The sequence below is a fragment of the Pseudomonas sp. S37 genome (assembly GCF_016658545.1).
Taxonomy (GTDB): domain Bacteria; phylum Pseudomonadota; class Gammaproteobacteria; order Pseudomonadales; family Pseudomonadaceae; genus Aquipseudomonas.
Window position 1 is genome coordinate 13,339 of the sequence record NZ_JACVZC010000068.1, and the last position, 18,976, is coordinate 32,314.

At 63.4% G+C, this 18,976-nt stretch carries 16 protein-coding genes; 5 read left to right on the top strand and 11 right to left on the bottom strand.

Annotated elements, in window-relative coordinates; translation table 11 throughout:
* Positions 1-116: 116 nt before the first annotated feature.
* The 4 genes from IAE39_RS19030 to IAE39_RS19045 all read right to left on the bottom strand — a co-directional run bounded on the left by IAE39_RS19030 (position 117) and on the right by IAE39_RS19045 (position 4,034).
* A complete protein-coding gene (locus IAE39_RS19030; RefSeq protein ID WP_201205376.1) occupies positions 117-767 on the bottom strand; it encodes a C40 family peptidase in 651 nt (216 codons plus the stop codon).
* 127 nt (positions 768-894) lie between these two features.
* Positions 895-1,602, bottom strand: coding sequence for a DnaA regulatory inactivator Hda (gene hda / locus IAE39_RS19035; protein ID WP_003252443.1), 708 nt, complete (start codon positions 1,600-1,602; stop codon positions 895-897).
* A gap of 284 nt (positions 1,603-1,886) precedes the next feature.
* The gene (locus IAE39_RS19040) at positions 1,887-2,960 is read right to left on the bottom strand and encodes an AI-2E family transporter (RefSeq protein ID WP_201205378.1); all 1,074 of its coding nucleotides are present in this window, start codon (positions 2,958-2,960) and stop codon (positions 1,887-1,889) included.
* 12 nt (positions 2,961-2,972) lie between these two features.
* On the bottom strand, positions 2,973-4,034 hold the full coding sequence (locus tag IAE39_RS19045; protein WP_201205380.1) for a DUF2066 domain-containing protein: 1,062 nt from the start codon (positions 4,032-4,034) through the stop codon (positions 2,973-2,975).
* A 326-nt stretch (positions 4,035-4,360) separates the two neighbouring features.
* Between IAE39_RS19045 and purM the strand changes: the two genes are divergently transcribed.
* The 4 genes from purM to IAE39_RS19065 all read left to right on the top strand — a co-directional run bounded on the left by purM (position 4,361) and on the right by IAE39_RS19065 (position 7,292).
* Positions 4,361-5,419 (top strand): phosphoribosylformylglycinamidine cyclo-ligase, encoded by a 1,059-nt coding sequence (gene purM, locus IAE39_RS19050; protein WP_003252437.1) that lies wholly within the window; start codon positions 4,361-4,363, stop codon positions 5,417-5,419.
* Positions 5,419-6,072, top strand: coding sequence for a phosphoribosylglycinamide formyltransferase (purN, locus tag IAE39_RS19055; RefSeq protein ID WP_201205382.1), 654 nt, complete (start codon positions 5,419-5,421; stop codon positions 6,070-6,072). Before purM ends, purN begins: the two co-directional genes overlap by 1 nt.
* Positions 6,073-6,080: 8 nt before the next feature.
* The gene (locus IAE39_RS19060; protein WP_201205384.1) at positions 6,081-6,791 is read left to right on the top strand and encodes a DUF3108 domain-containing protein; all 711 of its coding nucleotides are present in this window, start codon (positions 6,081-6,083) and stop codon (positions 6,789-6,791) included.
* A gap of 318 nt (positions 6,792-7,109) precedes the next feature.
* Entirely contained in the window at positions 7,110-7,292 is a 183-nt protein-coding gene (locus tag IAE39_RS19065; protein ID WP_085675339.1) for a hypothetical protein, read from the top strand.
* Positions 7,293-7,338: 46 nt separating this feature from the next.
* Here the strand turns inward: IAE39_RS19065 and IAE39_RS19070 are convergent, their stop codons facing one another.
* From IAE39_RS19070 to IAE39_RS19100, 7 genes are all read right to left on the bottom strand, one after another.
* Positions 7,339-7,878, bottom strand: a complete 540-nt coding sequence (locus tag IAE39_RS19070) for a DUF2058 domain-containing protein (RefSeq protein WP_201205386.1) — start codon at positions 7,876-7,878, stop codon at positions 7,339-7,341.
* 26 nt (positions 7,879-7,904) lie between these two features.
* Positions 7,905-8,738 carry a nucleoside triphosphate pyrophosphohydrolase gene (mazG, locus tag IAE39_RS19075; RefSeq protein WP_201205388.1) on the bottom strand — a complete coding sequence of 278 codons (834 nt, stop codon included), beginning with the start codon at positions 8,736-8,738 and terminating at the stop codon, positions 7,905-7,907.
* A 124-nt stretch (positions 8,739-8,862) separates the two neighbouring features.
* Positions 8,863-11,103: a GTP diphosphokinase gene (gene relA / locus IAE39_RS19080; protein WP_201205390.1), complete on the bottom strand. Its 2,241-nt coding sequence runs from the start codon at positions 11,101-11,103 to the stop codon at positions 8,863-8,865.
* A gap of 96 nt (positions 11,104-11,199) precedes the next feature.
* Entirely contained in the window at positions 11,200-12,558 is a 1,359-nt protein-coding gene (rlmD, locus tag IAE39_RS19085) for a 23S rRNA (uracil(1939)-C(5))-methyltransferase RlmD (protein WP_201205392.1), read from the bottom strand.
* Complete coding sequence (cysM, locus tag IAE39_RS19090) at positions 12,559-13,458, bottom strand: cysteine synthase CysM (RefSeq protein ID WP_201205394.1); 900 nt, start codon at positions 13,456-13,458, stop codon at positions 12,559-12,561.
* A 161-nt stretch (positions 13,459-13,619) separates the two neighbouring features.
* Positions 13,620-15,011: a sensor histidine kinase gene (locus IAE39_RS19095; RefSeq protein WP_201205396.1), complete on the bottom strand. Its 1,392-nt coding sequence runs from the start codon at positions 15,009-15,011 to the stop codon at positions 13,620-13,622.
* A 2-nt stretch (positions 15,012-15,013) separates the two neighbouring features.
* Complete coding sequence (locus IAE39_RS19100) at positions 15,014-15,733, bottom strand: response regulator transcription factor (RefSeq protein WP_201205397.1); 720 nt, start codon at positions 15,731-15,733, stop codon at positions 15,014-15,016.
* A gap of 193 nt (positions 15,734-15,926) precedes the next feature.
* Here IAE39_RS19100 and IAE39_RS19105 point away from each other — a divergent pair, with 193 nt between their 5' ends.
* Positions 15,927-18,680, top strand: coding sequence for a response regulator (locus IAE39_RS19105; protein ID WP_201205398.1), 2,754 nt, complete (start codon positions 15,927-15,929; stop codon positions 18,678-18,680).
* The last annotated feature ends 296 nt before the right edge of the window (positions 18,681-18,976 follow it).

Here is an 18,976-nt window from a genome sequence, read left to right on the forward strand (position 1 = left end):
CGCTGCGCAGCAGCCGAAAAGAGTTGAGAATTTAGATTAGACGCTTTCTGTAAATGCGCACGGCGGCGAGCTTTTTTCAAAGCATCGCCGCCGCGGCAGGGCACAGCATTTGGCCATCAGTTGCGCGCGATGTTGGTCGGCGCCATGGCCAAGGCACGCTTGGCTTCGATGAAGGTCTTGCTCCAGTAGCGGTCACCGAGGCTGTCGATGCGCACGCCACCGCTGCGGCGGCTGCTGGAGTGGATGAACTGGTTGTCACCCAGGTAGATGCCGGCATGGCTGACGCGACCGCGGCCATTGGTGCTGAAGAACAGCAAGTCACCTGGCTTGAGCTTGTTGCGCGCCACTTTCGGGGCATCGACGTTGATCATTTCACGCGTGGAGCGCGGCAGGGTCATGCCGGCCTCTTCGCGGAACAGGTAGCCGATGAAACCACTGCAGTCGAAGCCTGACTTTTCCGAGGTACCGCCGAAGCGGTAGCGGGTGCCGATCAACGACATGCCGCGCTCGAGAATGCTGTCAGCCAGTACCGGCAGCTGGTAAGGCTTGCTGCTGGAGAAGGACTGCAGGTCATCTTCGGTGGCCAGCTCTTCCGGTTCGCCGAACACCGACGAGGACGAGGCTTTGGCCTTGATTGCCGACTGTGCGGCGATGGGGGTGTGAGCCTGGGGCTGCTGCTCTGATTGAGAAGCCGGGCCGTGGGCCGCGCAGCCAAAAAGCAGGGTCACGAGTGCGAGTGGCACGAGGGGTGCGAAGCGCTTCAGCATGGGCACGACCGTGTCTGTAATCCTTTAGAAGGAGGAAACTATGCCCTCTATCATGGCCATTTGCAAATTTTATTGAAAAAGATGTGACTTTTTCGTTTTGCCGCTCTGGCCCAAGGTTTTCAGGGGGTTACCAGCCGAGGGTTTCCTTCAGGAAAGGGATGGTGAGCTTGCGTTGTGCCTGCAGCGAGGCTTGGTCAAGGCGCTCGAGCAGGTCGAACAGCGCACTCATGCTGCGCGCACCGCGGGTGAGGATGAAGTGGCCGACTTCGTCGGTGAGGTGCAGACCGCGGCGTGAAGCTCGCAACTGCAGGGCACGCAGCTTGTCTTCGTCGGACAGGCCGCGCATCTGGAACACCAGGGCCAACGTCAGCCGCGACTTCAGGTCCGGCAGCTTGATCGGCAGTTCGCGCGGCGATGCCGAGGCTGCCAGCAACAGCCGTCGGCCGCTGTCACGCAGGCGGTTGAACAGGTGGAACATGGCCTCTTCCCAGTCGGCCTTGCCGGCGATCACATGCAGATCGTCGATGCACACCAGTTCGTACTGGGCCAGGTAGTCAAGCAGCTCCACGCCGCGATCGAGCAGTTGTGCCAGGGGCAGGTAGACCGCGGGCTCGCCGCGTTGCTGGAAGCGGTGGGTGGCAGCCTGCAGCAGGTGACTACGGCCAACACCCTGCTTGCCCCACAGGTAGATAAGGCTCTCGGTCCAGCCGGCGTCGGCTTCGCATAGCCGCTCGACGTAGCCCAATGCCGCAGCATTGGCGCCCGGATAGTAGTTGATGAAGGTGGCGTCATCGCGCAGGCGCACACCCAGGGGCAACTGGATCGGTGGTTTCATGCTCGCGGGCGGTCGACGAGACCGCAGGGGGCCTTTGCTGAACAATGTGCAAAGTCTATACCCGCAACGCGGGACGCACAATCTCGGCGGCGGATAGCACAAGCAAAATCAACAAGTTGCACACTATATGCCTGAAATGCGCACCCTTGTAGGAGCGGCCTTGTGTCGCGATGGGCTGCGCAGCAGCCCCAACAATTTGTGCTGGGGCTTCAATTTTGGGGCTGCTGCGCAGCCCATCGCGACGCAAGGCCGCTCCTACAGGGGCCGTAACGCAACCTTGGGGATCACAACTCCGGGTCAACATCCCCGGCATACATGTCCGATTCCTTGTACACGTCATGCACATGCCGCAGCAGCACCATGATCACCGCCGCCACCGGCAACGCCAGCAGCACCCCGGTAAAGCCGAACAGTTCACCACCGGCCAGGATGGCGAAGATCACCGCCACCGGGTGCAGGCCGATGCGGTCACCGACCAGCAGCGGCGTCAGCACCATGCCTTCCAGCGCCTGCCCGACCATGAACACCGCGACAATGCCCAGCATCGGGTACAAGTCGCCGCCGAACTGGAACAGCCCCGCTACCAGCGCGGCACCGATGCCGATGATGAAGCCCATGTACGGCACGATGGCCGCCAGGCCGGCAATCATGCCGATCAACAGGCCCAGTTCCAGCCCTACCAGCATCAGCCCCACCGAATAGATGATGCCCAGGGCCACCATCACCAGCAGTTGCCCGCGCACGAATGCCCCCAGCACTTCATGGCATTCGCCGGCCAGGCCCACCACCTGGGGTTCATACTGGCGAGGCAGCAGGCTGCGCAGCTTGGCCATCATCAGGTCCCAGTCGCGTAGCAGATAGAACCCTACAACCGGGATCAGCACCATGTTGGCTACCCAGGCAATCAATGCCAGGCTCGAGGCGGTCGCTTGCGACAGCACCACGCCGACAATGTCGGTGGTCTGGCCCATGTGCTCGCTGATGGCTGCCTTTATCTTGTCGAACTTCCAGAAGCCATCGGCCAGACCCAGCCGATGCTGCACCCACGGCAGCGCCACATGCTGCAGCCAGTCGAGCATCTGCGGCGCCAGCTCGTACAGCCGCACCAGCTGCTTGGCCAGCATTGGCACCAGTACCAGCAACAGGGCCATGAACAGCAGGGTGAACAGGCCGAACACCACCACCACACCCCAGGTCCGCGACAACCCCCGGTCCTCCAGCCAGTCAACCAGCGGGTCGGCCAGGTACGCCAGCAGAATACCGATCAGGAAAGGCGCGAGAATATTGTGCAAGCTATACAACAGCACGGCTACCAGCAGTGCAGCGCCCAGCCAGATCCAGCGACGCATGTCAGTCAATGTCAGTGCTCCTTACCAACGGAATCGCAAGCCGTCGAACGGCTTGGCGGCGGGTTGCGGCTGGGCCGCCGGCTCTTGGCCGGCCACAGGCGCTGGCGTAGCCGGCACCGCGGGCGCTTGCTCCACCGCCACCTCCTGCAGCTTGGCCAGGCCAAGCTGGGCACGCAGCTGTTCCCGGTTGGCGGTTACAGCGTAAGTCAGGGTCGTACCTTCGGCCATTTGCAGGCGCGGGCCATAGGGTTCCAGCACCCGCGCCAGCTCGGCGTAACGCTGCAGGTTCATCCCCTGCACTTGTACCTGCAGCTGGCTGCTGGCGCCCGGGCGGGTGACATAGCGCGGCGCCAGGCGGCTACTGACCGCCAGCATCACCGCATCGGCCAGCGCTGCCGGGTCGGCGCCTTCGGCAGTGCCCTGCTCACGCTGGTCACCCAGCCACAGCTGCCACTTGCCCTGCCATTTGCCATCGGCCTCCTGGGCATGCACCGCCAGCAAGGCATCGGCACCATAACGCTTGGCGGCCTCACGCAGTGGCGCCGGGTCGCTGCTTTCGATCTGCTTGGCATCGGCCACCAGTTGCTCCTGCAAGTCCGCCAGCGGCAAGCGCAGCGGCAGGCCGCGGTGCTGGGCGGCACGCCGCAAGGGTTGCGCGCTGGCCTGGCCATCACCGACCAGGCTGCTGCCTTCGACACTGTCGTTCAGCCACCAGCCGAGGATGGAGGGGCGGTTGCTGCCCCACAGTGCCAGGCCGGCCTTGCGCAGGGCCCGTTCGGTGCTGCCGGGGTCGAACTCGACCACTACCGATTCTGGCGGGCCGGCTTCGCTGCCTACCTGGTTGATGATTTGTTGCGGGTCCTTGCGCAGCTCGGCCAGCGCCGGGCTTTGCGCCGCCCTGGGGTCGCCGGTCAGGCGCAGCACCAGGGTATCCAAGGCTTTGCCGGTAGCGGCGGTACGGGCTTCGGCGCCCTGGCCGCTGACCGGCTCGCGCACCTGATAAAGGCCAGGGACATTTTCAGCCATGGCAGCGGCTGAAATCAGCGCCAGGCAACCGGCTGCCAGAAGTTTGAACAAACGCATGGAGGATTCCTGTCCATTACCGCAATGCCTATACCTTATACACGGGGGCGCAAGGTCACCAGTCGCGAGCGGTGAAAGATTGGTTGCGGGAGGTAGATGTTGGGTGTGACAGGGGTTCGGCTTGAGAGGTTCAGCGCCGGACGCCCACAACTATTTACCCACTTTCATGCCCTGCCCGTCGGCCTGAGGATGGCCGCTGCCCGGCAACCCTGATAAAATCGCGCGCCTTCACAGACCACTGACGTTTCAGGCAGCCGCCGCTTATCCGCCGGCCTTGGCCGTCATGGTCGTTTTTAAGAATCCCTCCCTCCTAAAGGCCTGGATCAATGAGCAAGCAACCCTCCCTGAGCTACAAGGACGCCGGTGTAGACATCGACGCCGGCGAAGCACTGGTCGAACGCATCAAGGGCGTGGCAAAACGCACCGCACGCCCTGAAGTCATGGGTGGCCTGGGCGGCTTCGGCGCCCTCTGCGAGATCCCGGCCGGCTACAAGCAGCCAGTGCTGGTCTCCGGTACCGACGGCGTCGGCACCAAGCTGCGCCTGGCGCTGAACCTGAACAAGCACGACAGCATCGGCCAGGACCTGGTCGCCATGTGCGTCAACGACCTGGTCGTCTGCGGTGCCGAGCCGCTGTTCTTCCTCGACTACTACGCCACCGGCAAGCTGAACGTTGACGTGGCCGCCACCGTGGTCACCGGTATCGGTGCCGGTTGCGAACTGGCCGGCTGCTCGCTGGTCGGTGGTGAAACCGCCGAAATGCCTGGCATGTACGAAGGCGAAGATTACGACCTGGCCGGTTTCTGCGTGGGCGTGGTGGAAAAGGCCGAAATCATCGATGGCTCCAAGGTTGCCACCGGCGACGCGCTGATCGCCCTGCCGTCCTCGGGCCCGCACTCCAATGGCTACTCGCTGATCCGCAAAATCCTCGAAGTGTCGGCTACCGACATCGAGAACACCCAACTGGACGGCAAGCCGCTGACCGACCTGCTGATGGCGCCAACCCGTATCTACGTCAAGCCGCTGCTGCAGCTGATCAAGAACACCGGCGCGGTCAAGGCCATGGCCCACATCACCGGCGGCGGCCTGCTGGACAACATCCCGCGCGTACTGCCGAAAAACGCCCAGGCCGTGGTTGACGTGGCCAGCTGGCAGCGCCCGGCTGTGTTCGACTTCCTGCAGGAAAAAGGCAACGTCGACGAGCACGAAATGCACCGCGTACTGAACTGCGGCGTGGGCATGGTCATCTGCGTAGCCCAGGACCAGGTCGAAGCGGCCCTGAACGAACTGCGCGCCGCCGGTGAACAGCCATGGGTAATCGGCCACATTGCCGAAGCTGCCGAAGGCGCCGCCCAGGTCGAGCTGCAGAACCTCAAGGCACACTGATGCCGAGCAAGACCTGCAATGTAGTGGTACTGCTGTCGGGTTCCGGCAGCAACCTGCAAGCCCTGATCGACAGCTGCCAAAGCCAGGACAGCCCGGTGCGCATCCGCGCGGTGGCCTCCAACCGCGCCGATGCCTACGGCCTGCAACGCGCCGCAGCGGCCGGCATCGACAGTGCCGTGCTTGACCACACCCGGTTCGACGGCCGTGAAGCCTTCGATGCCGCGCTGATGGCGTGCATCGACGGCTTTGCCCCCGACCTGGTGGTGCTGGCCGGTTTCATGCGCATCCTCAGTGGCGACTTCGTGCGCCACTATCAGGGCCGCCTGCTGAACATCCACCCGTCGCTGCTGCCCAGGTACAAAGGCCTGCACACCCACCGCCGGGCCCTGGAAGCAGGCGACGCCGAGCATGGCTGCAGCGTACACTTCGTGACTGAGGAACTCGATGGCGGCCCACTGGTCGTACAGGCTGTAGTACCGGTGGCGTCTGACGACACCGTCGAAAGCCTGGCCCAGCGGGTCCACCAGCAGGAACACCAGGTCTATCCCCTGGCCGTGCGCTGGTTCGCTGAAGGCCGCTTGCGCCTTGGCGACCAAGGTGCATTACTGGATGACCAACCCCTGCCGGCCAGCGGTCACTTGATCCGATCCTAGGAGAATTTATGCGTCGTGCCCTGCTCTTGGCTCTCGCCGTGCTCGCCCTGCCCCTCCAGGCAGCTGACCTGAAGCCCTTCTCGGCCAGCTACACCGCCGACTGGAAGCAGCTGCCCATGAGCGGCACTGCCGAGCGCAGCCTGGTCAAAAATGCCAACGGTACCTGGGACCTTAACTTCAAGGCCTCCATGATGATCGCCAGCCTGACCGAGCAAAGCACCCTGCGCCTGGAAAACGACACCCTGCTGCCGCAGAAGTACCACTTCGAGCGCGGCGGCCTGGGCAAGGCGAAGAAAGTCGACCTGAACTTCGACTGGAACAGCAAGAAAGTTACCGGCAGCGACCGGGGCGATGCCATCAACCTGCCGCTTAACCGCGGTGTGCTGGACAAGTCGTCCTACCAACTCGCCCTGCAGCACGATGTGGCAGCGGGCAAGAAGAGCATGACTTACCAAGTGGTTGATGGTGACGAGATCGACACCTACGACTTCCGTGTACTGGGTACCGAGAAAGTCACCACCAAGACCGGCCAGGTCGATGCAGTGAAGGTCGAGCGCGTGCGTGACCCAAGCCAGAGCAAGCGCATCACCGAGCTGTGGTTCGCCAAGAACTGGGACTACCTGCTGGTGCAGCTGCGCCAGGTAGAGACCGATGGCAAGGAGTATGTGATCGTGCTGCAGGATGGCACGGTCGATGGCAAGCCGGTGAAGGGTAACTGAGCCGGCGCTGCCTGCTGTAACCGAAAGCCCCGCCCAGTGCGGGGCTTTTTTCTGCCTGCCATATGCTAACGCGGTCTCTTGTAGGAGCGGCCTTGTGTCGCGATGGGGCGCGCAGCGGCCCCGGCAATTTTGAGGTTGGGCACAAATCCCGGGGCCGCTGCGCGCCCCATCGCGACACAAGGCCGCTCCTACACTGACCGCGCTCGGCCTACATGAAACTTGTTTCATGCCTGTTTTATTTACTTAGCCAGCTAACAAACCCTATAAAGGAGGTGTGCGACACAGTGTCGCAGCCCTCTCAAGAAGTGGAGTTTACCGATGACTGTCCAAGTAACCGAACGCGACGAATCGAAAATGTCCCACGAAGGCCTGGCCGCTGGCGTGCGGATCTGGGATGTGCACCAACAGGGCCAGCTGGTCGGCATGTTCCACAATGAACACGAAGCACACCAGTACCGTGCAGAACTGGAAGACCTGGAAAACCAGCGCACCACGCAATGACCCAGCTTTCAAACAGAAAACCCCGCCTAGGCGGGGTTTTTCGTGTTTACCACATCAGATCATCAGGGATCTTGTAAGCCGCGTACGGATCGTCTTCGTCCGTTTCCTCGACATGGGTATTCAGCAACAGGATACGGTTCGGGTCGCGCTCCTGGATCTTCACCGCTGCTTCACGCGGGATAACCTCGTAACCGCCGGCATGGGCCACCACGGCCAGCGCGCCATTGCTCAGCTTGCTACGCATCAGCGCGTTGACGGCAATGCGCTTGACCTTCTTGTCGTCGACGAAGTTGTAGTAGTCCTCGGTGGTCAGCTTGGGCAGGCGGGTGGCCTCGATCAACTGCTTGATCTGCGCGGCACGGGCCTTTTGCTCGGCCTTCTCCTGCTGCTGGCGGTTCAGCTCCTGGTCGCGCTTGACCTTTTCGGCCATGGCTTCCTTGGCAATGCGCTGCTGGCTGTCGTCGACTTCGACCTGGCCTTTGTGCTCCATGCGCTTCTGTTTCTTTTCAGCTTTGTTGGTCTGCGAGACCTGTTTCTGGTTGACCAGACCGGCTTTGAGCAATTGGTCGCGAAGGGAAAGGCTCATGAATGTTCACTCACTTATGCAACAGCTCAGCCGCAGCTGGGCAGGTTCTTTTCCTGACGCTTGGCTTCACCCCAAAGGGCGTCCAGCTCGTCAAGGTTACAATCTTCTATGGGGCGACCGCTGTCGCGCAATGCCTGCTCGATAAAACGGAAACGTCGCTCGAACTTGCGGTTGGCTCGGCGCAGGGCGTGTTCCGGGTCCTGCTTGAGGTGGCGGGCCAGGTTGACGGCGGCAAACAGCAGGTCGCCAACTTCATCCTCAAGCGCATCGGCATCGCCGTCAGCCATGGCCTGCAGCACTTCGTCCAGCTCTTCCCGGACCTTGTCCAGCACCGGCAACGCCGCCGGCCAGTCAAAACCGACCGTGGCTGCGCGCTTTTGCAGTTTGGCTGCCCGCGACAGCGCCGGCAAGGTTGCCGGCACATCGTCGAGCAGCGACAACTGTTCGGGCTGGCTTTTTTCCGCGCGCTCTTCGGCCTTGATTTCTTCCCAGCGCGACTTGACCTGGGCCTCGTTCAGGCTGGGCGTGCCCACCGGCGCATACAGCTCGCCAGTGGGGAATACGTGCGGGTGGCGGCGGATAAGCTTGCGGGTGATGCTGTCGACCACGCCATCGAACTCGAAACGCCCCTCCTCCCGGGCCAGCTGGCTGTAGTAGACCACCTGGAACAGCAAGTCGCCCAGCTCACCTTGCAAGTGCTCGAAATCACCGCGCTCGATGGTGTCGGCAACTTCGTAGGCCTCTTCGATGGTGTACGGGACGATGCTCGCGTAGTTCTGCTGCAGGTCCCACGGGCAGCCGTGCTGCGGGTCGCGCAGGCGGGCCATGAGGTGCAACAGGTCTTCGAGGGTGTAGGTCATTCAGGCAGGTCCTTCGGTGGTGGCTTCTTCGCGAGTAAACCCGCTCCTACATTTACAGTGCATATCTGAAGATTTGCACCCTCTCTGTGGGAGCGGGTTTACCCGCGAAGCAGGCGCCTCGGTCTCAAGGGGTACGATTACGCCGCGTCTCGATGATGTTCGGCAACTGCGAGATGCGCCCCAGCAGGCGGCCAAGCGCGTCCAGGCCTGGAATCTCGATGGTCAGCGACATCAGCGCGGTGTTGTCTTCCTTGTTCGAGCGGGTGTTCACCGCCAGCACGTTGATCTTCTCGTTCAGCAGTACCTGCGACACGTCGCGCAACAGGCCCGGGCGGTCGTAGGCGCGGATGACGATGTCGACCGGGTAGGTCTGCACCGGGATCGGCCCCCAGCTCACCTGGATCATGCGCTCCGGTTCCTTGCCCGCCAGTTGCAGCACCGAGGCGCAATCCTGGCGGTGGATGCTCACACCGCGGCCCTGGGTGATATAGCCGACAATCGCATCCCCCGGCAGGGGCTGGCAGCAGCCGGCCATCTGCGTCAGCAGGTTGCCGACACCCTGGATCTGGATGTCGCCACGCTTGCCGGTGCGCGGGCCGGTAGGCTTGCGCGGCACCAGCTCGATCTGCTCGATGCGCTCGGGCTCGAGCAACTGCTGGGCTGCGTTGACCAGGTGGGCCAGGCGCAAGTCGCCAGCACCGAGCGAGGCGAACATGTCCTCGGCAGTTTTGACGTTGGTTTTTTCGGCCAGGCGCTCGAAGTCCACCTGCGGCAGGCCCAGGCGGCTGAGCTCGCGTTCGAGCAAGGTCTTGCCGGCGGCCACGTTCTGGTCGCGCGCCTGCAGCTTGAACCAGTGAACGATCTTGGCCCGTGCCCGCGAGGTGGTCACGTAGCCGAGGTTGGAGTTCAACCAGTCGCGGCTGGGGTTGCCGTGCTTGCTGGTGATGATCTCGACCTGTTCGCCCGTCTGCAGGCTGTAGTTCAGCGGCACGATACGGCCGTTGATCTTGGCGCCGCGGCAGTTATGGCCGATCTCGGTGTGCACGCGGTAGGCAAAGTCCAGCGGCGTGGCGCCCTTGGGCAGGTCGATGGCATGGCCGTCCGGGGTAAACACATAGACCCGGTCCGGCTCGATATCGACCCGCAACTGTTCTGCCAGGCCACCAATGTCGCCCAGCTCTTCGTGCCATTCCAGCACCTGGCGCAGCCAGGAGATCTTCTCTTCGTAATGGTTGGAGCTGGGCTTGACGTCGGTGCCCTTGTAACGCCAGTGGGCGCACACGCCAAGCTCGGCTTCCTCGTGCATGCCGTGGGTGCGGATCTGCACTTCCAGCACCTTGCCCTCGGGGCCGATCACCGCAGTGTGCAGCGAGCGGTAGCCGTTCTCCTTGGGGTTGGCGATGTAGTCGTCGAACTCCTTGGGGATGTGCCGCCACAGGGTGTGAACGATACCCAGCGCGGTGTAGCAGTCGCGGATTTCCGGCACCAGCACACGCACGGCGCGCACGTCGTAGATCTGGCTGAACTCCAGGCCTTTGCGCTTCATCTTGCGCCAGATCGAATAGATATGTTTCGCCCGGCCGCTGATGTCGGCCTTCACACCCGTGGCCAGCAATTCGTTCTGCAACTGGTTCATCACGTCGCTGATGAACCGCTCGCGGTCCAGCCGGCGCTCGTGCAGCAGCTTGGCAATCTGTTTGTACTGGTCAGGTTCAAGGTAGCGGAAGGACAGGTCTTCCAGCTCCCACTTGATGTGGCCGATACCCAGGCGGTGCGCCAATGGCGCATAGATATCGAACACCTCACGCGCGACACGCAGGCGTTTCTCATCGTCGGCGGCCTTGACCGCACGGATCGCACAGGTACGCTCGGCCAGCTTGATCAGCGCCACGCGCACGTCGTCGACCATGGCCACGAGCATCTTGCGCAGGTTTTCGACCTGCGCCTGCGAGCCCAGCACCAGCGACTGCCGCGGGCTGAGGCTGGCACTGATGGCAGCCATGCGCAGCACGCCGTCGATCAGCTTCGACACCACCGGGCCAAAACGCTGGCTGATTTCGGCCAGGGTCACCTTGCCTTCACGCACCGAGCGGTAGATGACCGCTGCCACCAGCGAATCCTGGTCAAGCTTGAGGTCGGCGAGGATTTCGGCGATTTCCAGCCCTGCCTGGAAGCTGGACGTACCGTCCGCCCAGGAATGCTTGGCCGGGTTACCCTTTTTCTCTACCTCATGGGCAAACTCGCAGGCCTCTTTAAGCGCTGCGCGATCCAGTGCCGAATCGACGCTTACCACATGGTCCAACCATGCTTCGAGATTGATACTGCCGTCAGTGTTGACCGGCTGGTGCACTCTCACCTGTACCATCTTTGTTTTACCTTTCCATACAGCACACCACGCGGGTGCGCTGGCGATCACCGTGTGGCCACCCTTCCGTGGCGGCCGCACCAAGGGGCCAGTCAGCTAGCCCGCTTCGAATAACGCCATGGCCTCGACATGTGCCGTTTGAGGAAACATGTCGAGAATCCCGGCCCTTTTTAACCGGTACCCCTGGCCGACCAGCACCTGCGCGTCTCGCGCCAGCGTGGCCGGGTTGCACGATACGTAGACCAGCCTGCTGGCCTTGAGGCGGGCGATGCCTTGCACCACCTCGTAAGCACCGTCGCGCGGTGGATCCAAGAGTACCGCAGAAAAGCCCTCGGCGGCCCATCCGGTGCCTGCCAAAGGCTGCGATAAATCGGCCTGAAAAAACCGTGCATTATGCACATTGTTGTTTCGGGCATTGGCCGCGGCCCGATCGACCATGGCCTGTACACCTTCCACGGCCACCACTTCGCGCGCCTGGCGGGCCAGCGGCAAGGCAAAGTTGCCCAGGCCGCAAAACAGGTCCAGCACGCGCTCGTCGGCCTGCGGTGCGAGCCAGGCCAGCGCCTGCTCGATCATTGCCGTGTTGACCTGGGCATTGACCTGCACGAAGTCGCCCGGGCGCCAGGCCAGTTCCAGCTGCCACGGTGCCAGGGCAAAGCCCAGTTGCGCGGCCGGGTCCAGCGGCGCAGGCTCACCTTCGCCTTGCAGCCACAGCTGGGCATTGGCCTGCTCGCAGAAGGCCTGCAGCCTGGCCAGGTCTTCTGCCGGCAGCGGCGCCACATGGCGCACCAGCACTGCTTCAGCGGTGCCGCTGAACAGCTCCACATGGCCCAGCGCCTGCGGTTTGCTCAACGAGCGCAGCACGGTCGGCAAGTGGCGCAGAATCGACTGCAAGGGCTGTACCAGCACGGCGCAATCGTCGATGGCGACGATGTCCTGGCTGGCTTCGGCACGCAAGCCTACTTCCAGCTGGCGTGCCTTGATGTCCCAGCGCACGGCCACGCGGGCCCGGCGCCGGTAGCCGAATTCCGGCCCGCTCAGCGGTGCCGCCCATTCTTCAGGCTGCACGCCAGCTACCCGTTGCAGTTGCTCGGCCAGGGTGCGCTGCTTCAGCGCCAGTTGTGCATCGTGTGGCAGGTGCTGCAGGTTGCAGCCACCGCAGCGGTCATAGTGGCGGCACGGCGCTTCACGCCGCTCGGGGCTGGCCTGCAGCACCCGCTCCAGGCGGGCTTCTACCACTTTGCCGCGGGCATTGAGCACGCGTGCCTCCACGGCTTCACCCGCCAGGGCACCACTGACAAACCAGGTGCGCCCTTCAAGGAAGGCGATGCCACGGCCGTCACCGGCCAGGCGCTCGATATCCAGGCGCTGCTTTTTGCCCACCGGGACCTGGGGGCTACGGTTACCGCCGGCCGGCTGGAAGCGCAGGCCGCTGTTGGTTTTTTTCTTTGACATTTAGCTCGGGTCGAACAGGCCGGTGGACAGGTAACGGTCGCCACGGTCGCAGATGATCGCGACCATCGTGGCATTTTCCACCTCGCGGGACAGGCGCAGCATGGCTGCGACCGCACCACCGGAAGACACGCCGCAGAAAATGCCCTCTTCGCGGGCAAGGCGGCGGGTGGTGTCTTCAGCTTCCTGCTGCGACATGTCGACCACACGGTCGACGCGGGTGGCGTCGAAGATTTTCGGCAGGTATTCCTCGGGCCAGCGGCGGATACCCGGAATGGCCGAGCCTTCCATCGGTTGCAGGCCGATGATCTGTACCGCCGGGTTTTGTTCCTTGAGGTACTGCGAGCAGCCCATGATGGTACCTGTGGTGCCCATGGAGCTGACGAAATGGGTGATGCTGCCTTGGGTCTGCTGCCAGATCTCCGGGCCGGTGCTGTTGTAGTGAGCGATCGGGTTGTCGCCGTTGGCGAACTGGTCGAGTACCAGGCCACGGCCTTCGGCCTGCAGCTTCTCGGCCAGGTCACGGGCGCCTTCCATGCCCTCTTCCTTGGTCACCAGGATCAGCTCGGCGCCATAGGCGGTCATGGCCGCCTTGCGTTCGGCAGTGGAGTTGTCGGGCATGATCAGGATCATCTTGTAGCCTTTGATCGCCGCCGCCATCGCCAGGGCGATGCCGGTGTTGCCGGAGGTGGCTTCGATCAGCGTGTCGCCGGGCTTGATCTGGCCACGCAGTTCGGCGCGGGTGATCATCGACAGCGCCGGGCGGTCCTTCACCGAGCCGGCGGGATTGTTACCTTCGAGCTTGAGCAGGAGGGTATTGCTGGTTTCGCCAGCGATGCGCTGCAGGCGAACCAGAGGCGTATTGCCGACGCAATCGGCGATGGTTGGGTACTGCAAGGTCATGGCGTATTTCACAATCCGGACGGCAGGGGCGCCTATCATACCGGCAAACCCTTCGCGGCCATATCACGCAATCTGTGGTGGATATAGCTACAAGCTATATAGGTGTGACCTGTCGTGGCCTCTTCGCGGGTAAACCCGCTCCCACAGGGCCCGTGCCAGATTCAGATGTAGTGTTGTACCTGTGGGAGCGGGTTCACCCGCGAAGAGGCCGGCACATGTAACGGCAACCTCATCCAAAGCCGCAGCCCCCGCTTGCCATTCTGCGCCCACAATGTCCCGCCCTGGCGCTGGATGGCACTACGGGCAATGCTCAAACCCAGGCCAAAACCACCATCCCCCGGCCGCGAGCCGTCCAGCCGCGAGAACGGCGCAAAAATCCGCTCCAGGTCCTCTTCGGCCACGCCGCCACCTTCATCTTCCAGCCACAGCCACCAGTAACTGCCCTCACGCTGCCCACCCAAGCGCACCACACCCTCGGCAGGCGAGTGACGAATGGCATTGCGCAACATGTTCTCCAGCGCCTGGGCCAGGTGGTTGAGATTCCCCTGCACCCAGCAATCATCCGGTACTTCGCAACGCAACCGCGCGGGCGACCAGCCGCTCTCGTAACTGGCATTCTCGGCCAGCAGCTCCCACAAGGCCTGGACCTCGATCGGTTCCAGGTTCATTGGCGCGCGCTCGGCGTCCTGCCAGGCAAGTTGCAGGGTGTCCTCGACCAGCTGCTGCATGCAGTCCACTTCGCGGGTCAGGCGCTCACGCAGGCGGCGCAGGTCGGTTTCACCGTCGCAGGCCACCCGCAGGCGGCTCAGCGGCGTGCGCATTTCGTGGGACAGGTCACGCAGCAACTGCTGCTGCAGGGCCACCGTGCCCTGCAGCCGCTCGGCCATCTGGTCGAAGGCGCGGGCCAGTTCACCCAGCTCGTCATGCCGGGCGATGGTGCGCGAATCCAGGCGTGCCGAAAGCTGGTCGGCACGCCAGGCATTGGCCTGTTCGCGCAACTGGTTCAACGGCACGATCAACATGCGGTACAGGCCCACGCACAGCAGCAAGGTGAACAGGCCGGGGATGATGCCGTTGGTAACGATGCGCCACAGCAAGCGATGCTGGTCGGGGTTGAAACGCGGTGGCAGTTCGATCACCAGCATGCCCTGCTCCGGTGCCCCCGGGAACGGTATGCGTACCCACGGCTGGTCGACACTGCGCCGGCTCATCGGCCAGTCGACCCCGCGCAGGCGCGTTAGCCGCTGCATGATCTGCGGGTTGAGGGTGGCGCTGTCGAGCGGTCGCAGGTTGATGTCGAGCACACCCACCCAGCCACGTTCGCGCTGGTGCATCGCCGCCACCCACTGGTCCAGCCCTGCCCGCCCGCCACTGCGCCAGGCCTGTTCGGCCTCGCTGGCATAGCCACGCAGCGCTTGGCGCGCCGGCTCCGAAAGGAAGGCGTTCTGGGTTTCCATGTGCCGGCCCCAGGTGTAGCTGAGGCCGATCATCAGCAGGCAGAAGCCCACCAGCAGGATGGCCAGCTTCCAGAACAGCGAGTGGCGGTCGAGCATGGCTATTCCGCCTCGCTGGCACTGAGCACGTAGCCCTTGCCCCACACAGTGCGGATCTGCCGCTCGTGGTAGCCAATACCCTTGAGCTTGCGACGGATCTGGCTGACGTGCATGTCCAGGCTGCGGTCATGCCGTGAATAGCCCCGCTGCAACACGTGCTGGTAGAGGAATGGTTTGCTCAACACGTCATCCAGGTTGCGGTTGAGGATCTCGAGCAAGCGGAACTCGCTGGGGGTCAGGCCGGCCAGCTGGCCATCCAGGCGCACGTCGCACAGCCCTTCGTCGAACTGCAGCTCGCCAAGACCTGCCTGTTCCAGCGGGGCTTGATGGCGACGCTCAAGCGCCACACGGCGCAGGATTGCCTCGATGCGCACCTGCAACTCGGCCATGCTGAACGGTTTGGGCAGGTAGTCGTCGGCCCCGCGCTGAAAACCGCTGATGCGGTCTGCTTCGGCACCCAGCGCCGACATCAGGATCACCGGCGTGGCGCTGCGCTTGCGCAACTGCGCCAGCGCGTCCAGGCCGTTCAGCCCGGGCAGCAGGATATCCATGAGCACCACATCGAACACCTGGCGCCCGGCCGTTTCCAGACCCTCCAGGCCATTGCGGCACCAGGTCACCTGGAAGCCGCCGCGCTGCAGCTCTTCGTGCAGGTAGGCACCCAGTACCGGATCGTCCTCGATGGCGAGGATATTGGAGTTGTGAATAGCTACAGGATTCATTGGCAACTGCCATGCATTCTCAATTGCGCAATTATTGAGCATCCAGAGGCCGCCAGGCAACCGCCCTGCGACCAATGCCCCGGCATCGGCGCAAAACACGTACTAAAGAGGTGCAATGGTGCGGCAGGCGGAGTAACTTCGCGGCTTGGCCGTCAGCGCTTGACGGCATCCAGGCACATCACAGGAGGCGAGTGTGCTCGATCGCTTGGGAATCCGCAGCCGGGTCCTGCTGCTGGCGCTGTTGCCGGCTGGCCTGATGGCCCTGGTGCTGGGCAGTTACTTTACCTGGCTGCAGCAAAACGAGCTGCGCACCCAGTTGCTGCAGCGCGGCAAGATGATCGCCGAACAGCTGGCGCCGTTGGCTGCGCCGGCCATGGCTCGGCTGGCACCTGCACAACTGGAGCGCATTGCTGCGCAAACCCTGGAGCAAAGCGATGTGCGCGCGGTCGCCTTTCTGGCCCCGGACCGTACGCGCCTGGCCCATGCCGGCCCGAGCATGCTCAACCAGCCACCCAGCGGCGGCAGCGGCACCCAGTTGCTGCAACGCAGCGGCAATGATGCTACTCGTTACCTGATGCCGGTGTTCGGTCACCATCGTGACCTGGCCACCGATGCCGTGCCGGCTGAAGCCGAACGCCTGCTGGGCTGGGTCGAGATCGAGCTGTCGCACGATGGCACCCTGCTGCGCGGTTACCGCAACCTGTTCACCAGCCTGTTGCTGATCCTCGCCTGCCTGGCGCTCAGCGGCCTGCTGGCAGTGCGCATGAGCCGCACCATCAACGGCCCCATCGAGCGCATCAAGCACGCGGTCAACCAGCTCAAGGACGGCCACCTCGAAGAACGCCTGCCAACCATGGGCAGCCATGAGCTTGACGAACTGGCGCGCGGCATCAACCGCATGGCCGAAACCCTGCAGAACGCCCATGAAGAGCTGCAGCACAGCATCGACCAAGCCACCGAAGACGTGCGCCAGAACCTGGAAACCATCGAAATCCAGAACATCGAGCTGGACATGGCGCGCAAGGAGGCTCTGGAGGCCAGCCGCATCAAGTCGGAGTTCCTGGCCAACATGAGCCACGAGATCCGCACCCCGCTCAACGGCATCCTCGGCTTTACCCACTTGCTGCAGAAAAGCGAGATGACGCCGCGCCAGCTGGACTACCTGAGCACCATCGAGAAGTCTGCCGACAACCTGCTGGGGATCATCAACGAGATCCTCGACTTCTCCAAGATCGAGGCCGGCAAGCTGGTACTCGACAGCATCCCGTTCAACCTGCGCGACCTGATCCAGGATACCCTCACCATTCTTGCCCCGGCCGCCCATGCCAAGCAGCTGGAACTGCTCAGCCTGATCTACCGCGACACACCGTCTTCGCTGATCGGTGACCCGCTGCGGCTCAAGCAGATCCTCACCAACCTGGTCAGCAATGCCATCAAGTTCACCCGCGAAGGCACCATCGTCGTGCGCGCCATGCTCGACGACGAGCATGAGGACTTCGCCCAGCTGCGCATCAGCGTGCAGGACACCGGCATCGGCCTGTCACCGCAAGATGTGCGCACGCTGTTCCAGGCCTTCAGCCAGGCCGACAACTCGCTGGCCCGCCAGCCTGGCGGCACCGGCCTGGGGCTGGTGATCTCCAAGCGCCTGATCGAACAGATGGGCGGCGAAATCGGCGTCGACAGCACCCCGGGCGAAGGTTCGCAGTTCTGGATCAGCCTGAACCTGCCCAAGGCCCACGACGATATCGAGGAGCTGCCCCTGCAACCGTTGCTGGGCCGCCGCGCCGCCATCGTCGATGGCCACGAACTGGCCCGCCAGGCGCTGGAGCACCAGCTGGAGGATTGCGGCCTGAGTGTCAGCGTGTTCGCCTCCTTCGACCAGTTGCTGCAAGCCGTACAAGCGGCCAGCCAGGCCGGCCAGCCGTTCGAGCTGGCTGTGCTCGGGGCCAAACTGGGCAACCTGTCGCCCGAGCAACTGGGCCATTACCACCAGCAGCTCGAGCGCTACCATTGCCAGTGCGTGGTGTTGTGCCCGACCACCGAGCAGGCCCTGTACCACCCCTTCCTGCCCAATGGCCATGGTCAGTTGCTGTCCAAGCCCACCTGCACGCGCAAGCTGCGGCGCCTGCTGCTGGAACTGGTGCAGCCACGTCGCCCCCTGGGCGAGGTCAACAGCATCAATGGCCAGCGTCAGCCGAAAATCCTGTGTGTCGACGACAACGCCGCCAACTTGCTGCTGGTGCAAACCCTGCTCGAAGACCTGGGGGCCGAGGTACTGGCCGTCGACAATGGTTATGCGGCAGTACAGGCCGTGCAGGACGAACCGTTCGACCTGGTGCTGATGGATGTTCAAATGCCCGGCATGGATGGCCGCGCCTGCACCGAACAGATCCGCCTGTGGGAAAACACCCAAAGCGGCAACCCGTTGCCGATCGTTGCCCTCACCGCCCATGCCATGGCCAATGAAAAACGGGCGTTGCTGCACGGTGGCATGGACGACTACCTGACCAAGCCGATCAGCGAGCGGCAACTGGCCCAGGTGGTGATGAAATGGACTGGCCTCAGCCTCGGCGCACCGCAGCAGGCGCAGGCCGAGCAACTGGGCAACAGCGATGAACTGAAGGTGCTCGACCCCGAAGAAGGCCTGCGCCTGGCTGCCGGCAAAGCCGACCTCGCTGCCGACATGCTGAGCATGCTGCTGGCCTCGCTGGATGCCGACCGCGATGCCATACGCGCCGCTCGCGAGGCTGACGACCGCAATGGCCTGATCGAACAGGTACACCGCCTGAACGGCGCCTCGCGCTATTGCGGCGTACCGCAGTTGCGTGCGGCGTGCCAGCGCAGCGAGACCTTGCTCAAGCAGGAGAACCCGCAGGCGCAGCAGGCACTGGACGAACTGGATGCAGCGATCAATCGCCTGGCTGCACAGGCGCGGCTGAGCGCTTGACTGGATGTTTTCGGCGCCTGTGAGATCGAGCGCCGAAGTGTTCGCCTCGATACATTCAGCGCCTGTCAGATCGAGCGCCGCCCGCGCGGCGCTTGGCGGCTAAAGCCGCTCCTACGTTTGTTTCGGGCCAGTTATGCCTGTGGGATTTGCGCGCGAACGCCTTGGCGCATGGCACGATAACGCGTCGTACAAACAAGGCGGTCGCGCGCGCCCGGCACAGGAGGGATTGGCCAGAAACAAACGTAGGAGATTCTATGGTTTTCAGCAAGCCGGTTTGACGCCTTTGGTGGTGTATT

Coding starts and splice junctions, on each gene's coding strand:
- IAE39_RS19045 (WP_201205380.1), bottom strand. CDS start 4,034: ATGCGTTTGTTCAAACTTCTGGCAGCCGGTTGCCTGGCGCTGATTTCA.
- IAE39_RS19030 (WP_201205376.1), bottom strand. CDS start 767: ATGCTGAAGCGCTTCGCACCCCTCGTGCCACTCGCACTCGTGACCCTG.
- relA (WP_201205390.1), bottom strand. CDS start 11,103: ATGGTACAGGTGAGAGTGCACCAGCCGGTCAACACTGACGGCAGTATC.
- IAE39_RS19070 (WP_201205386.1), bottom strand. CDS start 7,878: ATGAGCCTTTCCCTTCGCGACCAATTGCTCAAAGCCGGTCTGGTCAAC.
- mazG (WP_201205388.1), bottom strand. CDS start 8,738: ATGACCTACACCCTCGAAGACCTGTTGCACCTCATGGCCCGCCTGCGC.
- purN (WP_201205382.1), top strand. CDS start 5,419: ATGCCGAGCAAGACCTGCAATGTAGTGGTACTGCTGTCGGGTTCCGGC.
- cysM (WP_201205394.1), bottom strand. CDS start 13,458: ATGACCTTGCAGTACCCAACCATCGCCGATTGCGTCGGCAATACGCCT.
- IAE39_RS19065 (WP_085675339.1), top strand. CDS start 7,110: ATGACTGTCCAAGTAACCGAACGCGACGAATCGAAAATGTCCCACGAA.
- IAE39_RS19060 (WP_201205384.1), top strand. CDS start 6,081: ATGCGTCGTGCCCTGCTCTTGGCTCTCGCCGTGCTCGCCCTGCCCCTC.
- purM (WP_003252437.1), top strand. CDS start 4,361: ATGAGCAAGCAACCCTCCCTGAGCTACAAGGACGCCGGTGTAGACATC.
- rlmD (WP_201205392.1), bottom strand. CDS start 12,558: ATGTCAAAGAAAAAAACCAACAGCGGCCTGCGCTTCCAGCCGGCCGGC.
- IAE39_RS19100 (WP_201205397.1), bottom strand. CDS start 15,733: ATGAATCCTGTAGCTATTCACAACTCCAATATCCTCGCCATCGAGGAC.
- hda (WP_003252443.1), bottom strand. CDS start 1,602: ATGAAACCACCGATCCAGTTGCCCCTGGGTGTGCGCCTGCGCGATGAC.
- IAE39_RS19095 (WP_201205396.1), bottom strand. CDS start 15,011: ATGCTCGACCGCCACTCGCTGTTCTGGAAGCTGGCCATCCTGCTGGTG.